Origin of the sequence: Alkalitalea saponilacus (assembly GCF_900168165.1) — a bacterium.
Taxonomy (GTDB): domain Bacteria; phylum Bacteroidota; class Bacteroidia; order Bacteroidales; family Marinilabiliaceae; genus Natronoflexus; species Natronoflexus saponilacus.
The window spans coordinates 1-20530 of the sequence record NZ_FUYV01000005.1 but is presented as its reverse complement, the minus strand read 5'-3'; the positions used below and the strand labels follow the sequence as shown (position 1 = coordinate 20530).

The 20530-nt window shown below is 37.2% G+C and carries 19 protein-coding genes and 1 pseudogene; 5 read left to right on the top strand and 15 right to left on the bottom strand.

Going from position 1 to position 20530, the window contains the following annotated elements:
- Positions 1 to 560 precede the first annotated feature (560 nt).
- The 3 genes from B5X70_RS05735 to B5X70_RS05725 all read left to right on the top strand — a co-directional run bounded on the left by B5X70_RS05735 (position 561) and on the right by B5X70_RS05725 (position 6937).
- A complete protein-coding gene (locus B5X70_RS05735) occupies positions 561 to 3980 on the top strand; it encodes a hypothetical protein (RefSeq protein WP_079556932.1) in 3420 nt (1139 codons plus the stop codon).
- A gap of 147 nt (positions 3981 to 4127) precedes the next feature.
- The gene (locus B5X70_RS05730; protein ID WP_079556931.1) at positions 4128 to 5405 is read left to right on the top strand and encodes a glycosyl hydrolase family 17 protein; all 1278 of its coding nucleotides are present in this window, start codon (positions 4128 to 4130) and stop codon (positions 5403 to 5405) included.
- A gap of 101 nt (positions 5406 to 5506) precedes the next feature.
- Entirely contained in the window at positions 5507 to 6937 is a 1431-nt protein-coding gene (locus B5X70_RS05725) for an MFS transporter (RefSeq protein WP_079556930.1), read from the top strand.
- 91 nt (positions 6938 to 7028) lie between these two features.
- Here the strand turns inward: B5X70_RS05725 and B5X70_RS05720 are convergent, their stop codons facing one another.
- The 10 genes from B5X70_RS05720 to B5X70_RS05675 form a co-directional block, all read right to left on the bottom strand.
- Entirely contained in the window at positions 7029 to 7517 is a 489-nt protein-coding gene (locus B5X70_RS05720) for a hypothetical protein (RefSeq protein WP_079556929.1), read from the bottom strand.
- A 207-nt stretch (positions 7518 to 7724) separates the two neighbouring features.
- Entirely contained in the window at positions 7725 to 8204 is a 480-nt protein-coding gene (locus tag B5X70_RS05715) for a TspO/MBR family protein (RefSeq protein WP_079556928.1), read from the bottom strand.
- A 30-nt stretch (positions 8205 to 8234) separates the two neighbouring features.
- The gene (locus tag B5X70_RS05710) at positions 8235 to 8873 is read right to left on the bottom strand and encodes a GNAT family N-acetyltransferase (RefSeq protein ID WP_079556927.1); all 639 of its coding nucleotides are present in this window, start codon (positions 8871 to 8873) and stop codon (positions 8235 to 8237) included.
- A 113-nt stretch (positions 8874 to 8986) separates the two neighbouring features.
- A complete protein-coding gene (locus B5X70_RS05705; RefSeq protein WP_079556926.1) occupies positions 8987 to 9322 on the bottom strand; it encodes a hypothetical protein in 336 nt (111 codons plus the stop codon).
- A 48-nt stretch (positions 9323 to 9370) separates the two neighbouring features.
- Positions 9371 to 9892 (bottom strand): hypothetical protein, encoded by a 522-nt coding sequence (locus B5X70_RS05700; protein ID WP_079556925.1) that lies wholly within the window; start codon positions 9890 to 9892, stop codon positions 9371 to 9373.
- Positions 9893 to 10053: 161 nt separating this feature from the next.
- A complete protein-coding gene (locus tag B5X70_RS05695; RefSeq protein WP_079556924.1) occupies positions 10054 to 10653 on the bottom strand; it encodes a hypothetical protein in 600 nt (199 codons plus the stop codon).
- 373 nt (positions 10654 to 11026) lie between these two features.
- A complete protein-coding gene (locus B5X70_RS05690) occupies positions 11027 to 11206 on the bottom strand; it encodes a hypothetical protein (RefSeq protein ID WP_079556923.1) in 180 nt (59 codons plus the stop codon).
- A 483-nt stretch (positions 11207 to 11689) separates the two neighbouring features.
- Positions 11690 to 12649: an NAD(P)-dependent alcohol dehydrogenase gene (locus B5X70_RS05685; protein WP_079556922.1), complete on the bottom strand. Its 960-nt coding sequence runs from the start codon at positions 12647 to 12649 to the stop codon at positions 11690 to 11692.
- 47 nt (positions 12650 to 12696) lie between these two features.
- Positions 12697 to 12921 (bottom strand): helix-turn-helix transcriptional regulator, encoded by a 225-nt coding sequence (locus tag B5X70_RS05680; protein WP_079556921.1) that lies wholly within the window; start codon positions 12919 to 12921, stop codon positions 12697 to 12699.
- A gap of 2 nt (positions 12922 to 12923) precedes the next feature.
- A complete protein-coding gene (locus B5X70_RS05675; RefSeq protein ID WP_079556920.1) occupies positions 12924 to 13370 on the bottom strand; it encodes a hypothetical protein in 447 nt (148 codons plus the stop codon).
- Between the two features lie 480 nt (positions 13371 to 13850).
- Here B5X70_RS05675 and B5X70_RS05670 point away from each other — a divergent pair.
- Positions 13851 to 14201: pseudogene (locus B5X70_RS05670) on the top strand (IS66 family transposase); the annotation flags it as partial.
- 841 nt (positions 14202 to 15042) lie between these two features.
- Here B5X70_RS05670 and B5X70_RS05665 read toward each other — a convergent pair.
- The 5 genes from B5X70_RS05665 to B5X70_RS18565 form a co-directional block, all read right to left on the bottom strand.
- Positions 15043 to 15336, bottom strand: coding sequence for a hypothetical protein (locus B5X70_RS05665; RefSeq protein WP_198314243.1), 294 nt, complete (start codon positions 15334 to 15336; stop codon positions 15043 to 15045).
- 603 nt (positions 15337 to 15939) lie between these two features.
- Positions 15940 to 16863 carry a PGN_0703 family putative restriction endonuclease gene (locus B5X70_RS05660; protein WP_079556918.1) on the bottom strand — a complete coding sequence of 308 codons (924 nt, stop codon included), beginning with the start codon at positions 16861 to 16863 and terminating at the stop codon, positions 15940 to 15942.
- Positions 16864 to 17393: 530 nt separating this feature from the next.
- Positions 17394 to 18260, bottom strand: coding sequence for a bifunctional class I SAM-dependent methyltransferase/HIT family protein (locus B5X70_RS05655; protein WP_079556917.1), 867 nt, complete (start codon positions 18258 to 18260; stop codon positions 17394 to 17396).
- Entirely contained in the window at positions 18248 to 19357 is a 1110-nt protein-coding gene (locus B5X70_RS05650) for an HNH endonuclease domain-containing protein (protein WP_079556916.1), read from the bottom strand. The genes B5X70_RS05655 and B5X70_RS05650 overlap by 13 nt, the downstream gene beginning before the upstream one ends.
- 110 nt (positions 19358 to 19467) lie before the next feature.
- On the bottom strand, positions 19468 to 19638 hold the full coding sequence (locus B5X70_RS18565) for a DUF4007 family protein (RefSeq protein ID WP_198314244.1): 171 nt from the start codon (positions 19636 to 19638) through the stop codon (positions 19468 to 19470).
- A 642-nt stretch (positions 19639 to 20280) separates the two neighbouring features.
- Between B5X70_RS18565 and B5X70_RS05635 the strand changes: the two genes are divergently transcribed.
- Positions 20281 to 20530 (top strand): DUF4372 domain-containing protein (locus B5X70_RS05635; protein WP_143255032.1); only part of this gene is annotated, 250 nt, incomplete at its 3' end.

The window sequence follows — 20530 nt, the reverse complement described above, 5'->3', positions numbered from 1 at the left end:
GATTGCCATTGCAAAGCTTACTCATAGAAAATATGGGATGTTGAGGTATGCAGCCAATGGTTTAACTCTGTAAAATGCCAAAAACATCATCATGATAATGACTCACAGTAAGATAATTTCAATCTAAGCCAATCCCGGCATTTTATAGTAGAAAAACAGAAAACTCCATTCGAAATTAAGCAACAGCTGAATAAAGAAGCCGATAATTGCCAAATTTCATTCTCTGGAGGCATCCTGCTGCCAAACCAGGAAAATGAGATTAGAAAAGTCTCTCCTATGCACATTAGAATCCCTGGTCTTTCTGTTGTCTCCCCATATTTCAAACAACGACTGATGAGTTTTTTATGAGGTGGTTTTCTTCTCTTTACGAGTTTTTTATGCAGTCTGTTATTTAATAATAATTAACAGAAACAGATACTTTTAAAAAGTGAAATCTTAAATCAGATTTTTCAAGAGGTTTTTTAACATTCTCGATATTTCATGAGAACTCGCCAATTTTCGATTCTCCTGATTGAGAACGTTTTATCATGGCACGTTTCATATAACCACAATTTAGTATTATGACAGCAGAGAAGAACAAAAAAGTTGAAATGGAGGTAGTGGATCATAACGGTGAGCGCTACTTCAAAATTAACAACCACAATGCAATGCGTCACTTTTTCATGAGCATTGTAAGCGATTCAAACCATTGGATGTACATCTCCAGTAATGGAGGCTTGTCAGCCGGAAGAAAAAACCCTGAATACGCACTTTTCCCATACTATACTGACGATAAAATAACAGAATCGGCTGATACCACCGGGAGTAAAACCATCTTTCAGGTTGAAATCGATGGGGAGAAACAGGTTTTGGAACCCTTTTCTGAACGATTTACCAATAAATACAACATCAGCAGAAATATATATAAAAGCATTTACGGAAACAAAATTATTTTTGAAGAGATAAATCATGATATTGGTTTAACTTTCAGATATCAATGGAGTTCATCCAAACGATTTGGATTTGTAAGGAGATCTGAAATCATCAACAACTCGTCAAAACCATGCCGGATTAACGTTCTGGATGGCATACAGAATGTTATGCCATACGGTGTTCCAAGCGACTTGCAGCGCTCCACCAGCAATCTTGTGGACGCCTACAAAAGAAGTGAACTGGAAAGGGAATCGGGAATTGGAATTTTTGCACTTAGTGCCATCATCGTGGACAGAGCCGAACCCAGCGAGGCTCTGAAGGCGAATATCGTCTGGTCAATTGGACTTGATCAGGTTACACACCTTCTCTCATCTGCACAACTCGACAAATTCAGAAATTTTGGAAAAATAATCGGCGAAAGTGATGTTAAGGGAGAAAGAGGTGCCTATTTTGTCTCGTCTGAGATTTCGCTTTCAGCGAACTCATCTAAAGAATGGGTGATTGTTGCTGAAGTGAACCAAAACCATTCTCAGGTAGTGAGACTAAAAGAGACCATCAAATCTGATACAGATTTGATGCAACAGATTCTTGTCGATGTTGAATCAGGTACTCAAAATCTCATTAAGTTGGTTGCAAGTGCTGACGGACTTCAAAACACAGGCGATAAACTTAAGGATACCCGTCATTTTTCGAACGTGATGTTTAACATCATGAGGGGGGGAATATTTGACAACAACTATGAGATCAAAAAATCAGATTTTGTAAACTATCTCAGCAAAGCAAACAAAAAAGCAGTTGAAGAAAATCAGGACTTTATTCAAAATCTTGCAGAAACGTTTACTCATACAGAGTTGAAAGAATCATTAGAAACTATCAACGATGTTGATTTAATAAGACTTTCTATTGAGTATTTACCTTTAAAATTCAGTCGCAGACACGGAGATCCAAGTCGCCCATGGAACTATTTTACCATCAACATCCAGGACGAAACAGATGGTTCAGAGATCCTGGATTATGAAGGTAACTGGAGAGATATCTTCCAAAACTGGGAAGCCCTGGCACATTCTTATCCGGATTTTATAGAGGGAATGATTTTCAAATTCCTGAATGCTTCTACTTTTGATGGGTATAATCCATACAGAGTAACCAAAGACGGGTTTGATTGGGAAACCATTGAGCCGGACAATCCATGGTCATACATCGGTTATTGGGGCGATCATCAGATCATCTATCTTCAAAAATTCTTCGAATTTATTGAAAAATACCACCCGGGGAAAATTCACTCCCTGTTTGACCGGGAGTGGTTTGTGTATGCCGCTGTTCCATACATCATAAAGCCTCATTCCCAAATAATGAAGAACCCTAAAGATACCATTGAGTTTGACCATAATTGGGATCAGGCGATTCGCGAGCAGAGGGATAAAATTGGTGCAGACGGTGCTCTTCTCACAACCCAAAACAGAAATGTTTACCATGTAAATTTCATCGAAAAAATTTTGGCAACCGTATTGGCCAAAGTCTCCAACTTCATTCCTGAAACCGGAATATGGCTCAATACGCAAAGGCCTGAGTGGAACGATGCCAACAACGCGCTGGTGGGTAATGGTGTTTCCATGGTTACACTTTATTACTTACACCGATTTTTGACATTTTTCCAGAAGACATTGGAGGGGTCAAAATTTGATGAGGTTGAAATCTCTGCAGAGTTGGCAGAATTCTTAAAATCCATCGGTGAAACACTTGACAAATATAGCCATTTACTTTCCGGAAAAATCAATGATCAGGAGAGAAAAGAGATATTGGACAGTCTGGGAACCGCAGCGTCAATGTACAGAGAAACCATTTATCAAAATGGTTTCTCAGGAAAGAAAGTTTCACTTCTTCTTCAAAATCTGAAACGCTTCACCAAAGTTACCATTGATTATTTGCAGCATTCCATCCGAGCCAATCAAAGAGAGGACAAGCTGTATCATGCATACAATTTGATGACAGCAACTGAATCAGGTGTTTCATGTTCTTATTTAAGTGAAATGCTTGAGGGACAGGTAGCTGTTTTGAGTGCAGGATATTTAAATTCAACTGAAGTGCTTGAATTATTGGACTCCTTAAAAAGCAGCGCTTTGTTCCGTGAAGATCAGTATAGCTATATCTTATACCCGAACAAAAACTTACCCGGATTTTTGCAGAAAAACACCATCCCTGCCACTGATGCGGCCTCATCTGAATTGATTAAAGAATTGGTAAAAAAAGGCAATAAAGCGATTGTTGAACAGGATGTGATGGGAGAGATCCACTTCAACGGAAACTTTAAAAATGCCGACGATGTAAAAGTATCTCTTGAATCGTTGAATGACGATGGCCTTAAAGACCTTGCAGTTAAGGAAAAAGAGCTGGTTCTGGAGATATTTGAAAAAGTATTTAACCATAAAGCTTTCACAGGACGATCAGGAACTTTCTATGGTTATGAGGGACTTGGATCCATTTATTGGCATATGGTTTCCAAATTACATCTGGCTGTGCAGGAGTGCTGTTTGCAAGCCATTGAAGAAAAGGCTGATGAGAAAATAATTGGAAGACTGACGGATCACTATTACGAAATTGGTGCAGGCATTGGTGTACATAAATCTCCTGAACTGTATGGCGCATTCCCCACCGATCCATATTCCCACACTCCAAAACACCGGGGGGCTCAGCAGCCTGGAATGACGGGTCAAGTGAAGGAGGATATTTTGGTTAGATTCTCAGAAATAGGGGTTTTCGTCGATGATGGTCAGTTGCAATTCAATCCAGTTTTGCTAGTCAAAGATGAGTTTTTATCTGAAGAAAACACCTTCACATATCTCACCGTTACCGGTGAGGAAAGGCAAATCCAACTGAAAGAGGGAGAACTGGCCTTTACATACTGCACGGTTCCGGTGATTTATTCTCAAACCGGAAATAGCAACATCATGATTTATTATTCCAACGGAGAAAAGGAGGAGGTTAAAAACAACATCTTAAGCCGATCAATCAGCAGTCTCATTTTTAAGAGAACAGGTAAAATTGAACGCCTGGAGGTCTCTTTTTAGCAATATCCATGAACCAAAACTTAAATCATAATGAAACGCCCATGAGTGGGAAACTCACAACAAGAAAATGAATCGAAGATCGACGTAGTCAAAATAACACCTCATGGAAGTTCCATTCGGCCAATTAATTAACTAAATTATTTTCGGATGAAAAAACATTTTAAACTATTAATAGCATTTATAGCAGTAACAATGATTATATCTTGTTCACCGGCTGAGAAGTACATGGGAAAAACAGCTGCGGATATTCTGGGAAATCCCGAATATCAAGCCATTTCCTATGGAGGTTACAGAGAAATATCCAGAGAGATTCAACCAACCATTCCGCAACTCAAAGAGGATATGAAGATTCTTTCTGCTATGGGAATTAAACTTCTCAGAACCTATAATGTGCACTACGATGAAGCAGCAAATTTGCTTGAAGCAATCAGGCAAATGAAGGATGACGATCCCGAATTTGAAATGTACGTGATGCTGGGTGCATGGATCGACTGCAAAAATGCATGGACTGATCTTCCAGATCGCATTCGTAGTGAAGAGAGTGATCGAAATGCCGTTGAAATAGCACGTGCGGTTGAATTAACACAACTTTATCCGGACATCGTGTTGATTATTGCTGTGGGTAACGAGGCCATGGTTCACTGGGCCTGGGATTACTATGTGGAGCCTGCCATCATCCTCAATTGGGTGAATTATTTGCAGGATTTAAAACAAAAAGGAGAACTGCCGGAAACTCTCTGGATTACGAGTTCAGACGATTTTTCATCTTGGGGAGGCGGCGGAAGCGAATACCATGTGGAAGATTTGACCAAATTGATGAAAGCCGTGGATTTTATCTCCATGCATATTTATCCAATGCATTACACCCATTATCAGCCACATTTCTGGGGAGTTCGGGATGATGAACTTCATTTGTCGGATTTAGAAAAAATCGACGCCGCCATGTTGCGAGCCAAAAATGAAGCCATTGATAAATATAACAGCGTGGTTAGCTACATGCAAAGTTTGGGAATTGATAAACCGGTTCATATAGGTGAAACCGGATGGGCCACAGTATCTAATGAATTTTACGGGGCCGATGGAGCCCGGGCCATTGATGAATATAAATCAGCTCTCTATTATTGGCACATCAGAGAATGGACAAACAGGGAGGGGATCACCTGCTTCTATTTCGAAGCATTTGACGAAAAGTGGAAAGATTCGAATAATCCGCTGGGTTCGGAGAATCATTTTGGTCTGATCAACCTGCAAGCACAAGCCAAATACGCCATTTGGGATTTGGTTGATGAAGGTGTATTTAATGGCCTCACAAGGGATGGTATGCCCATCACGAAAACATACAACGGAGATAAGGAGGCGATGATGAAAGATGTTTTAGTTCCGCCAACCGATCAGGAAATTCGTGAACGAATTTCAAATGATTGAGGTTTCAAACACCTCTGAATCAAAGGAATAAAAATCATTTTAAATTGATTTTCACAGAAATTGAATCCTTTCAAAATAGTGTTTAATTAAAAATATTTGATATGTCATCAGCACAAACATTATCCAGAGACAAATTACCCCTTGGGCAAAAGGTTGCCTTTGGAACCGGAAACCTGGTAGTGAATCTCCTTCCCGGAGCACTTGGGGTTTTCTCATTCTTTCTTCTTACGGCCTTTGGAATTGATCCGGTTTTGGCCGGGTTGTTAGGTGGTTTACCCCGCCTTTTGGATGCCATCACCGATCCCATCATGGGATACATCACCGACAATTCCAAATCGCGCTTTGGGCGAAGAAGGCCCTTTATTTTTGTAGGAGCCATTCTCAGCGGGGTGCTGTTTGCGTTGCTTTGGCAACTCAATCCCGATAACACCGAGATGTACAACTTTTGGTATTTTCTGATTTTATCCTTCATTTTTATCATTGCCAACACCATTTTTGCTACTCCATACATCGGCCTGGGTTACGAAATGACATCCGACTACAACGAACGCACCCGCCTGATGGCGTTTGCGCAAACCATCGGCCAGGTAGCCTGGATGATTGTTCCATGGTTTTGGGTGCTGATCGCCAATCCAAATTTGTTTGAGTCGCAAGCCGTGGGCGTTCGCAATCTCTCAATCATTGTGGGCGGAATTTGTATTGTATTGGGGGTAATTCCTGCAATTTTCTGTAAGGAAATTAAGCAGGAGAGCATCACAAACCGTGACGACATTACCTTTAAAAACATCGTTAAAAATTTCAAGGGCTTGATAAGGAGCATGGTGCTTATCTTTAAGAACCTCTCCTTTTTGAGGTTATGTGGTGCCACATTCCTGGTATTTAACGGATTTCAACTGGTGGCTTCATTCAGCTATTTCATCATCGTTTTCTATATGTTTCAGGGAAATTACGGAGATGCAGGAACCTGGCCGGCATGGTTTTCCACCGTGAGTGCTCTTTGTACAGCATTTTTAATCATCCCCATCATTACGTGGATGTCGAGCCGATGGGGGAAACGAAATGCCTTTATTGTAGCCACATTCATTTCAATAATCGGATATGCTTTAAAATGGTGGGGATTTAATCCGGATAACCCCTGGTTGATTTTCATGCCCATCCCATTTATGGTTTTTGGTATTGGAGGATTGTTTACACTGATGATGAGCATGACAGCCGATGTTTGCGATCTTGATGAATACAACAACGGGATGCCCCGAAAAGAAGGCACCTTTGGTGCCATCTATTGGTGGATGGTGAAACTTGGGCAAGCATTGGCTCTGGTTTTGGGTGGTCTTGTGCTAAAACTGGTTGGTTTTGATGCAGGTGCCGAAATACAAACCACTGAAACATTAACCAATCTGAGGCTTGCAGATATTCTTATCCCGGCAATAACCGCCGGTTTAGCCATTTTGGTCATGTGGAAGTATGATTTAACTGAAGAAAAAGCCGGAGAAATTAAAGATGCACTTGTGAAACGAAGAGGTGAATTGTAATAATCGATAAAATATTCTGAACATATAGACAACGTGCTTATTCCGTCCAACGGAATAAGCACGTTTTGTTTAAGTCCATACTCGTATCTGATTAAAATCTTAAGATAAATCCTACTCCTCCTTCCGAAATGGCGAGTTTTAACTCCTTGTTATCCCAAAATGAACTGGTTTGTAAACCGCTGTTATAGGTTTCGATGGCCTGTATGGTTTTTTTGTTAGTACTTTGAGTAATTGGTATCGAAACAACAATTAAACCGGCACCGATTCCGGCCATAGTCCAGTTAGGCTCTCCTCCTCCTAAGGCTGCACCGATTGGCCATCCTACCATAAAACCGCCGACTGCACCCACTATGGTTGCCAAATTGTGTGACGATTGAGCAGATTTGATTTGCTGTAGTGCGAGTTCATTTGTTTCCATTGCATTGACAAGTTGATGCATGGTTAGTCTCTTTTCACCCTGGATGAACTGATATCCTCCAAAAACCCTTTTTACCGTGATGGAATCAGTTACAGCAGACTGCCCAAAAGTCAAACTGAAACTGACGATGAATAGTGAAATAATAATGATTGATGTTTTCATAATTATAATTTAAGTTAGAGTTATTAATTTCAATAGAGCGTTTCCCGATAATATCGGGATTAGATTATTAGATACAAGTAAGGTTCTTATTATCAGCCAATTGTGCGGCAAGGCAATAAGTCCATATACATTTGATAATCAGCTGAATAAAAAAGTTTAACGAACTATTACAATTTAAATGCAATATGATATCTCTTTTTTAGTTTTTCAGCCTCTGTTAAGAAAATAAAACCCGGCATTAAGTGCAATCGCAAAACTTACCCATAGAAAATATGGGATGTTGAGGTATGCTGCCAGCGGTTTAACATTGTAAAAGGAGAAAAACATTAATATGATGCTGAACCACAATAAAATAATTTCAATTAAAGCCAATCCCGGCATTTTAAAGTAGAAAAACAGAAAACTCCATGCGAAATTAAGCAACAGCTGAATAAAGAAGACGATAATTGCCAAATTTCGCTCTCTGGAGGCATCCTGCTTCCAAACGATGAAAAAGCTAATCCCCATCAAAAGATAGAGAGTGGTCCATACCGGGCCAAATATCCAGTTGGGAGGACTAAAGGATGGCCGGTTTAGCGACGCATACCATTCGGGTACGGCCTGCGCCGTAAACATGCCTGCTATGGCACCCACACTTAATGGCAATGCTAAGGATACCAGCAGTTTTAAAAGGAGGAGTTTTTTCATAATGGAGAGGTGTTTATTTTGACTTGGGTTTTATTCTGATTTCTGAACCATCAAGGGTTTTCTTATCATGCAATACTGTTGAATGGGGGTTTTGGGTGATGATATGGTTTTAACCAGCTTAAAACCAAAATGCTCATACAGCCCAACATTTGAAGGATTGTGGGTTTCCAGCACCATGGGGATTTGCTCACGGTCGGCATATTCAATGGCTGGGGTTATGAGCTTACGGAAAGCACCGGTTCCTCTAAGACTTTTATCGATACTGATGATCTTTATTCTGTAATGGCGTCCTTTAAAAAATTCCTGTGGCCATTTAAAATCCAGAACCTTTACCAATACCTTCATATTTCTGAGAAGTTTAAAAAGCTCTTTCAAGTTTACAGAGATAAAAGTAACTGCAATGGTTTTGATATTTGTCCATGTTTCCCGGATCTTGCTGTTGTTAATGGTGTCATAAGCCACCATTATGGCACGTGGGTCATTGTCGAGCAGATACAATGCATCGATTTTTGATGCATGTTTAATGGCAATCCTGGCATTAGCCCGCATTAGTTTTTCTTTTTTTGATATTCCTTCCATTTGAGCCTTGTTCATAGGATCTTCCAGGAAGCTGCCTGCTAAATACCCGGCAATGGCATCTAATGTTTCCGGTACAATTAATGACTTCATTCAACTGGTATTAAAATTTCATAAAAGAGATTCTAAAACATGTTGTTTTAAAAGGTTGCTGAATGCTTTTTTCAGAATGTATCTCATATTTGGTTAAAGGCATATTTTCCGGTTTAATTATTTGAAATTAATGGAAATTCCCCTAAGAATTCCAGATATTCACCATGCAATTGAAGCTTTTTTCTTCTAACTAACTCTTGAAAATCATCGGCATCAACATCCCTTTGCCTATTTGTTTTATAATCAAAGGTCGATTTCAGTGAGTCACCTTTGTGAAATTCTCTGACAGCAACGGTCAATTCATCCTGTTTTGTAATGACCCTGTAATGGGTATAATTTTCTTTGGTTGAAAGGGCATCATTACCCGTTAAATAAATGGTGTCCAGAATCTGTGAATGAATTGAGCCGGTAATGATCAAACCCATAATTATTGGAATAATTTGTTTCATGATACTTCAGGTTAGGAGTTCAATTTTTTATAGCTTTAGAAGTCAATATTAATTGTATCTGGGTAATACCATATCTGGAGTACTCATGTATTCAAATGGGTTATTGTCACTCCATCCAATATAATGTAATGTTGTATTGCCATCCTTGTTAACATAAAATCGAAACTCCCAAATTAACAGGCTTCCTTCATGATATGAAAGGTAGGTATGTCTAAAATACCTGTCGCTACCCATTAAAAATGCTTCTTCTATTAAGTCGTATCCGAAAAGGTCACCAAAAACACCCATTGGAGGCTTTAAACTTAAAATTTCCAGCTTTGATAGATAGTCATTACGAGAGGATATTCTTCTTGATTCATCCCAATTAAAACCAATATTGTCAACGATGAAATTTGCAATTTCCTGATGGTTTTTATTAGCAAGGTTATCGAATATTTTTTTTGCTAATTCTTTTGCCGCAGCCAGATGCTCTTTTTTCGGTGTCTTGTTCAGGTTTAAATTCTGTCCGTAAAGAGTACTCACCGGAATAATCATTGCTAAGATGAGAAAAATGTAGATTGTCTTTTTCATTTGAGTAGGTTTAAAATGTAAGTTATTTAACGTACCTGTTTATGACCAGTGGCTTTTTTGCGGGCTGCGTCCTTGTCCGCCGTTACAAAAATTGAGGCGGGGCAGAATGGTTCAAAACACCACGAAAACCGCCTTTTGCTATATTGCATGTTAGGCAACGTTTATTCTTTTTCTTCTATTTTGATATTAGATATTTTCATTCCATCTTCTAAATCTGGCACTAATTCGTAAAATATATTTATACATTCCTCTCCATTATTTGAAAAAAATGGTAAAACTACAGTAATATTATCCATCAGAAACCAAGGAATCTTTTTCTCAGATTCACAAGTACCAGCAAAAGCAGCATAATTAGTGTAATTAATTACCGATAGGTTTTTAGATTTAAACAATATTCTTGGAATAATAAAAATAGGTTTTTTTGGGGGATTATTTAGCTCCCATGAAGTACCAGATTTCAGATTAATATATATTTTCCAAATAGATGCTGAATCAGCACATTCTTTTAAATCAGTTAGATATTTTGCATCTTTACGGATATGAGGTATAAGGATATCATTTACACTATTATTTATCAAATTTCGATGATAAAGTGTTGGGGGTATTCTAATGGTAGTTTTATCAGACCTTTTAATCATATTACTCTGACAATAAGTTGATTGAAAAGCAAGAGTTAAAACTGCTGTAAAAAAAATCGATTTAAACAGTAATTTTACCCTACCGTAAATAATCTTAAAAGTAATATTGATAAGTAGTTGCATCCTGTAAAATTCTGAATAACGGTAAATATTTTATTTCATAAAAACCACTAATTCAACGCGATATAATTCTGACGTTAGCTTAAGTAGTCAATGTCTTTAGTATAGGGGGAATTGTAACTAACGTTAAATTGCTTTTTTACAATCCCTAAATAATCAACTCGTTAACCAAATAATTTAATCATGATTTTTCGGTGAGATGTGGGGAATGTTGCCTAATTAGTTTATATACACATTACCGTTATATCTCAATTATTCATATTTATCCACAGCGAATAAATATATACAAAACCTTCAAAACCAGAAAGTCTTTTTGACCAACAGGTTTTTTTATTCAACAAATAAGGATCGAATGATGGTCCTTTTTCGAAATTCATTAGAATTGCAGCTTAAGAAACTCTTCTTTACTGTGCTTACTGGCTTTAAAAAGCTGCACATTGGCATTTATCGAGTTACGATGGATACTAAGCATACTACCAATCTTGCGATTGCTTAATCCATCTAAATGTAGTGTTAGAATCTGTTTTAAATCCATAAGATCGAGTGTATTGGCCATAACGCTTTTTTTATTTGCGATATAGCAGTTTTATCTTGATCTCTTAAACTGGCACAAGTCGAACCGAAAACCTTTGACCTAAATGCCAAAAATAGTGGCACATTTTAAACCGAAATCACTGGCACATTGAAACCGAAATCGGTGGCACATTTTGAACCGTTATAGCCACACGCTATTAGGCCTTTGATAGATGAGTTTTTACATATTTAGAGTGTGCTCTATTTTAATGATTACTAAGATAGCAAAATTTAGTATCCTTAGGTTTTGAGGTGTGATGGTTAGGTTACCAAAACAACAGCATTAGTATTTTTTAATTCATTTTAAGGCTGAAAACATTTTGGTATTCAGGCTGATCAAGTTCAAGTGTGGAATGAAGATTCCCTTTTGTGAAAAAAGTCCTGTGTGAAAGTTTTATTTCGTGCTGTGAAAAGAATCACTGCTATGTCTGACCCCGGTTCTATCCGGACTCCAATACACAGGCAACTAAACATCTATCCTTATAACCACATTCCCTTTTTTACGACCTGAATCTACATATCGATGTGCTTCTACCATTTCGTCGAGGGAATAGACCCTGTCGATGACGGGTTTGATTGCCCCTGATTCCATCAATTGTCGGAGAGTATCCATATCAGCGAAGGTGGGTTTATTGGTACCCATTATTATTCTGAACTTTTTGGTCATGGACATCCAAAGACCTTGCATCATTTCCTTGATTAGTGCCGATCCCAGAATGAGGACTCCACCCTTTTTAACCAAACGGGCAATTGTTCCAATCGATATCTTGTTTACAGTTTCAAAAACCACATCCCATTTTTTATCGATTTTTGAAAGATCCTCGCAGGTGTAATCCAATACCTGATCCGCGCCCATAGATTTCAACATTTCGAGGTTGGATGTACTACATACAGCTGTCACTTCTGCCCCAAAATATTTAGCCAGTTGAACAGCTGCTGTACCAACTGCACCGGATGCACCATAGATCAACACTTTCTGGCCGGGTTTTATATCGGCCATTTTCAGAAAACAGAGCGCTGTATGAGTGCCAAAGGGTACGGCTACAGCTTCTTCAAATGACCAACCTTGAGGAATTTTTGACAGTGGTGTATTTTCAGGTACGCTGATATATTCAGCATAAGTACCCATCAGTAACTCTGTAGAGCCAAATATCTGATCCCCCTTTTGGAAAAGTGTCACATTCCTGCCTGTCTCCTCAACCACTCCGGAAAGACCCATCCCAAGAACTTGTTTACGGGGTTTGAACAAACCAAAAATCAGCCTGATCAAAAATGGATCTGCCTTGCGCAAGCGACAATCGGCCGAATTTACGGTTGTGGCATTAATTTTTACCAGTACCTCATTTTCCCCGGGAATTGGCTTATCAATCTCGGTCAATTGGAGGACCTCTGGTGATCCGTAGCTTTTGTAAGTAATTGCTTTCATAATTTGTATTTGTATGAACACGATCGACTTTGAACATAAAAGATGAACTATTTCGAGGCTTTAGGTATGTAAGAAAAAACATGGTCAATAGGAACCGCAAATACTCTGGAAATGCGAAACGCCAGTTCCAAAGTAGGGGAATACTTCCCGTTTTCGATGGCAACAATGGTTTGACGAGTAACCCCGGTATGATCGGCCAGTTCCTGCTGAGTCATTTCATTGTTGTGAAAGCGGAGTTTACGAATGTTATTTTGGATGTTACATTTTGCCATTATCAAACTCCTTTTCGGTAATACCATATTTTTGAAACATCGGAAACCATCCCCGCCAGAAACCCAGAAACAACAAACGTGAGAAACATGATATAGGGAGCCATGCCAAATGCCTGCGATGCCATGGCTGTAAAGAAGCCTACGATAAATACCCAGTGAGATACCCGGATGGATTTTAGTTCGATGAGTTTATCCATCTCATCTATTTTTTTAGGTATACCTTCCTTATTGAAGATCACAAACAAAATGTGCATCACAATCTGTACCACGATGGTGAAAGGGATCAGAATCATAAAGGCTTTTCCCAGAAACTTCATATCGTATATGATTTCGAGATTCCCGGCTATGTAGTTGTTATAAACATATAACGAGTAAAAGCTAAGAATCAGAAAGGTATTCACCAATGATAGAATACTTTGTTTTTCCTGATAAGACATTGGATCTTTCATCTTAATATTTTTTTATGATGAGTTAAAGATTGTTGACACAAAGTTAAGAAATACATACATAATGTCAAGTATATTATACATGTTTGTGAAAAAATATATTTCATTATTCGGTTTTTTTCAGATTGTGAGCCAAGTATAAAGTGTTTGAACCTGTGAACTTAATTGATATTTCGTATATAAGCTTCAAAGAATTCATGGCTGCTTATGGATGCCTGCAATTGGAACAATTGCTGATGCAATACTCGACCGACTGGTAAACCCTTCCCATCGAATCGACTTAAATGGACCGTCATTAAGAAACGATATTTTGAAAGCAGAATAACATTTTTTTATAATATTGCATGATCTCTCAGACTGCCAAATTTTGACCGAAATGCCTGGCACAGTCAGACCGAAATAGCCATCCTCTCGAAAGTGAACTTCTATTTTAACGTTCCCGTCATCATCTTGATTGAATATTATTTCTGATTCTTTAGTCATAGAGCTCTGGCTTATACATACAATATATTCAGGCGTCTGTCGTGCTATCATTTGGATGGTCGATACCTGCTTGATAACAATTTGGCCGAGAATGCTATCAGGCTTCTGGCGGTAGGAAGAAAAGGATATTTGTTTTGCGGCAATCATGAGTCGGCAGAAAATGCGGCAGTCATGTATTCCCTGCTGGGATATTGTAAGGCAAGTGATGTAAATCCCAGAGAATGGTTGACCGATGTGTTTAGCAAGATTGCCTTGTACAATAGTAACTATGATTTAGATTTAGCTGACCTTTTGCCACATAATTGGAAAAAATCCAACAATTGCCAGAGTTTTTCAGAAAACTCCAACTAATTCCAAAAGATTCCAGTAGAACTTAGAAAATTCCAACTCTCAGGTCGGCATCCCCGGCCTGAGAAAATTTCCTTACTTTTACAATACGGGGTAGGCCGAAGGCTTACGTTGTATGCGCTGGGAAAAGTTTGAGCAGCTCTGAGTTCTCCAGATCAAGAAGCTCCTCTTTACTGTGCTTACTGGTATTGAAAAGATGCACATAAGCATTTATCGTGTTACGATGGATACTAAGCATACTACCAATCTTGCGATTGCTTAATCCATCTAAATGTAGTGCTAGATCTGTTTTAAATCCATAAGATCAAGTGTATTGGCCATAACGCTTTTTTTATTTGCGATATAGCAGTTTTATCTTGATCTCTCAAACTGGCACAAGTCGAACCGAAATAGTTGGCACAAGTCGAACCGAAAACCTTTGACCTAAATGCCAAACATAGTGGCACATTTTAAACCGAAATCACTGGCACAATGAAACCGAAATCGGTGGCACATTTTGAACCGTTATAGCCAAGTGGTCTTTCCAACTTGTCTTGCACCAACAAGAACGATAGCTTTTCCAGTATTAATTTTGCTTCTGATAGTTGATTCTAAATGTCTTTTTAGCATTTTTTTATTTTAAATATACAACATTTAGGGAATACAATGACCTAAAACAATAACATTTAGTCATTACAATATCTTGATATCGGTGTTTTTTCTTGTGTACAACATTACACATATGGCATGAGGTGGAATGCGGGCTGCGTCACTGTCCACCGTTAGGTGGCATGATGAGGGGCAGTGTGCTGCAAGAAAACCGCGAACCCGCCTTTTGCTATATTGCGTGTTGCCACATTTTTTTTTAATTCTTTATCGCTCTTGTTGCAAAGTACGAGGGAAAATATTTATCAATCTCTTTTTCACCATTCCAGTCATCTTCGTAAAAATCAGTCATTAAAAATCCTGCACTTAGTTGTCCCCCAATTTGGTCAGTCATACTGTGTCCAAATTCTATGGTTTCTTGATTTTTAATTAATTCATCAAGTTTTTCTTTCGGTAATGAATTGAGGTCAGAATATGGTTGAGTATAAACCAATTTAAAAGGTTGATTGTCTTGGTCAAGTTGAAAAATTATTGGATTTATCAACCCTGTCATTAATATCCCATTTGATTTTAAGACACGAAAACACTCTTGCCAAATTGGCTTAATGTTATCAACAAATACAACAGAGCAAGGGTTAAAAATCAAATCAATATCCGCCGGAATGGCAGTCTCAAATTTGGCTTTTAGAAACTGGTGATAAGGGGGTTAAGTATGCTCCGGAATATCCAGGCAGTATGTTCCAAAATGGAACTAACTAAACTGTCTACTTATTCTCCGCTGTCAAAAATATTCTTTAAGTGTTTGGTGATAGCAGGTCTTTGAACAGCAAATAATTCCCTTATTTTCTTTTAGGTCATCCAGAATGTTTCCTCTCGAAAGAGAACTTGTATTTTAACGTTCCAGTCATCATCTTGATAGAATATTATTTCTGATTCTTTAGCCATGTCGTTTTTCTCAAAAATAATCATTTCTTATTCGTTTGAGAAAGTCTTTTTTGTCTTCGTGCATGAATGCCAACGTTCCTGGTATAGTTACAGTAGCGGATTGCGGGCTTCGTCAGTGTCCACCGCTACAAAAGCCCACGCGTAGCAGCGAACGCCAAACTACCACCAAGCCCCGCTATTGTTGGCTATACCATGTTACCGCCTGGTTTTTTCATTCATTCGTCCAGTATCTGTTTGTTAAATAATTAGTTATGCTTTTCGTGTCTTCTAATTCATTTATCGGTTCAAGGAATTTCTGCGGACTTATCACTATGTATTTATCTGGGTTCTTTAATTGCAATTTCCATGATTCTTCAAGTGTTTTTCCTTCAAGATTTGACGATGTTATCCGCTCTCTTAATTCCTTGTTATCTTCTGGTATCACGTGTATATGAAGCCAATCTGTCGCTCCATATTCTTTGTTTTGAGTCATTGTCCAACCCAAAAGAGTTTGTCTCATGAGTTGATAATAGGGTTCGTAAAATAAATCTTCAAGATTTTTGGTAATTATCGGGCAATTATCTTTTTCAAGAAGTTCTTTGTAAACATCAAGCCTATTTGTTCCTGATTTTGAATTCAAAATGGAGTTCGGAGTATATGATTCAGTGTATTTCCACTCAATTAAAATTAAAACCTTTTCATCGTTCTCTTTTTGGGCAATCATGAAACTATCTATTGATGTTGAATTCGCTCCACGTTGAACTGATTTTTCTTTTCCTAAGGGATGGACCCCTGTTTTCTCGAATTCTATATATCCCGAGTCAATAAAAGATGTGTCAACAAATTCACTATTAATGTTTTGCAAAATTTTGTCAATACAATCTTTCCGCTGTCTAAACGGATATAAATGATTCACACACGCAACTTGTGATGAAAGCAAGTGTCCAGTTGGTTCTCCATTCCCTGACCACCAAGAGATTCCATTTTTTTCAAAATAGTCCTTAACATCAAATCGGATTCCTTCCCATAAATTCAGAAGAGGCTCTGATAAGACAAATTCTCTTTCCTTACCGAAAAATATCCCATTTCCGGGGTCTCTGAAAATCTGGTCTCTAATTCTAATTGCCTTTTGTCTTTCTATTTCAATATATTTCATAGTACGCTGTTTTTCGTAAACTTGGCGGCATCTAGTATACACATTACCGTTATATCTCAATTATTCATATTTATCCACAGCGAATAAATATATACAAAACCTTCAAAACCAGAATGTCTTTTTGACCAACAAGTTTTTTTATTCAATAAATAAGGATCGAATGATGGTCCTTTTTCGAAATTCATTAGAATTGTAGCTTAAGAAACTCTTCTTTACTGTGCTTACTGGCTTTAAAAAGCTGCACATTGGCATTTATCGAGTCTAAGCATACTCCCAATCTTGCGATTGCTTAATCCATCCAAATGTAGTGTAAGAATATATTTTAAATCCATAAGATCAAGTGTATTGGCCATAACGCTTTTTTATTTGCGATATAGCAGTTTTATCTTGATCTCTCAAACTGGCACAAGTCGAACCGAAAACCTTTGACCAAAATGCCAAACATAGTGGCACATTTTAAACCGAAATCACTGGCACATTTTGAACCGTTATAGCCACCGTTTTTGTATTTCCGAAAACATCCTTCATATTCAATACTTCTGTTTATTTGGAATTACACCTCTTACACCTCCACTTGGATCTTCAACATCACCCTTGTATCTTGGTATCAAATGGATGTGAACGTGATGAACTGTTTGACCTGCCTTTTCCCCAACATTAATTCCAATATTGAACCCACCTGGATTATACTTTGCTGAAACAATATCTTTTACCTTGTTCAACATAAATATACAAGCAGCTTGCTCTTTAAATATTAATTCAAAATAGTCTGTACAATGCCTTTTGGGTATGATTAGAGCGTGCCCATCATTGACTGGATATTTATCATAAATTGCATAAGCAGTTGCGGACTCAACTATTAGTTCTCTTTCGGCATCAGGATTGCAAAAAGGACAATCTGGGTTTTGATTTCTTTTCAGTTGGTTGTAATGCTGATATTCATAAATCTCACAATTTTCATTTCTAAAGAATGATTTTGAGTTTAGAATCACATTACATTGATAGGTTTTCCTTTGGTGAATTTTATGTGTCCTAAAGCCTTCAAACTGCAAATCTCTCCTTACAGCAATATAAACTTTGCCACTTGGTTTAATGAGTTTCGACAATTCCATTAAAACTGTTGCTTGTTCCTCAGGCAAAAGAACATTCAATACATAAAAGCAGATTATAGTGTCAAATTTTTTGGTTGGATAATTAGGAAAGTAATGTTTGTCATAACCTTCAATTTTAATCCCTTTGGATTTAAGTAATTTAACATCATTCCCAAATCCACAACCAAAATCTAAGATATCACCAACTAATAAATTCTGATTGAAAAGAATTTTAGCTGGAAAAGACAGGTGTTCTCTTTCTTTAGCTGTTAAATGACTGTTTGGATTTGATTTTAAATTTTCCATTCCTCAAAACCTCTATTTTCAATTAAATAACTACACCTATTTTGCAGTTGCGAAATGCCAACATTCTTCCAATTATCAAATGAATGGTTTCCTAAAAGGGCTACTTGTATTTCTTTTGAGAATCTCTTTGATTGATTTTTAAAAATGATTTCCCAATAGTTCAGAATAAGATTTTTTTGTCTTTCAATAATTTCTGGCGTTGGAATTTTATCACGCTTTTGATTATTAATTCTTGAATCTGAAGGAAGTAAGTTCCAAAGGTCGTTATTTTTCCATGCTGAAAATGGTATCATATGGTCAATATCATAGTTTGAAATGTTTCTACCAGTCCAAACGCAATAAACTTTTCCTTCCTTTTTAAGAATGTCTTTGTATAATTTTTTCGATTCTTTAATTTCTCTTAAAGTAATAGGACTTTTTAAAACTTCGTTAAGGACTCTGTGGACGGACAAATTGTTTCCTGATGCATTCACAGAAAATTTAGCCCATTTGAAAAGTATAGAGTCTTGTCCGTTTATGAAACTGCCTAAAATTTTAAATGCTTCGTAATACTCAAAAGGAATAGAAAATGTTCCAAAGGCAACAATTAATGTTTCAAGATCAATTTTTGAACAACTTCTGAGTGTTTGATTCTCATATTTGAAAATAGAATAGAAGTCATTGCTAATAGAACGACCAATATACTTCATTGGCATTCTGGTAATAGTGTCTCTGATCTTCTTGGTTAGTTCAACTAGGTCTCCCTGCAAATCTTCCGGAATTCCTTTATTCTTTAAATCATTGTAAAAAGCAGAAAAACCTCCACGAGGTTCATAATCAGATATCAATTTATTTAAGTGACTGCTGAATGCAAGATTAGTTTTACCATTGATTTGTGGGATTAAAGTTTGGGATTGGATAATTGGATAATAGTATAATAACCATTTTTCAATAAGCAGTCCTGTCGGTATTTGTACACGATTTTCAACAAATGAAATGTATGGTGAATTATCTTGAATAATATCTATAACGCCGCGCAAAAGGGCATACTTGTAAGTGGTTGACTTACTATCCCTCTCAATTATTTTGCTGATATTATTAAACACTTCGTTATTCATTGTCTATGCATAGTTGATCGTACTTTTGATTTGTATGGCCACTAATAATCTAAGAATATTTTTTTCAAATTCATAAACTGAGACTTAATGGAGGATGTGTAGCGATTCATTTAAACAAACACATTTTTACCAACACCCAGTTTTACAACCGCATCGTCGTCAGTAAACATTCTATTTCCAAGTACATAGTCGAAACCTTTCTTTAGCCAAAGTTGACGACACTGAAAGGAATCATGCCCTGAGAATGTATATTTTGCTATACTTGAATTTTCTACTATCATTATCTCGTTTGAAAACCTATTATAATTGTTTACAAAGTAACCAAATTCTTGAATTTTTTTTTTGTGAAAAACGACTTTAATTATTAACTGGGTTTAAACATTTGAGTGAAAACATGACTTTTTGACAGCTTTTACTTCCCGTTAATTTAGTATATGTGATTGAGGACAAATAATATTTCTCAAAAGAGGGTCAGAAATACAACATTGCGAAATTGAGAAAAATATGATTTTAATTGAATCTTTTAATCATCCAATCCCTTTTGAAATCCCTCGCAGGAATACGGTTGCTTATTTCATTCGAAAGATATCGTATAACTTCATAGTCATTAAAGTATTTAAAGCAGGCAATCTTGTCTGCCTCAGTAACACTTTTGAGAATAAACCTTTTTGTTTTAAATCTGGGTGTTGATATTATCATTAAAAATTTAATTATTGAAATATTGTGGTTCTTGCATGCAGATGTCACAATATTTTTGGGCATCAGGAATACATACACCTTACCGTTATATCTCATTTATTCATATTTATCCACAGCGAATAAATATATACAAAACCAATAGCGTCCTAAACGATTAAAAAAGTGAGAAGGAATTTAAGTATCTCAAATTATCTTTGAGGTGCACAACAAAAAAACCTTCTCACATGTCAAAGATAAATTTATTTGCTCAAATAATTTCAAAGTTAGACCGTAGTTCCTTTAAGTCTCTTGTTAAAGAAAAGGAAACAGACAAGCATCAAAAAGGCTATAATAGTTGGACGCATTTGATTTCTATGTTATTTTGCCAGTTTGCAAAAAGTCAATCAGTCCGAGATATTAGCAATGGGTTAAAATCTGCCACTGGAAACCTGAATCATCTAGGGATTCAAAAGGCACCATCAAAGTCAACAATAA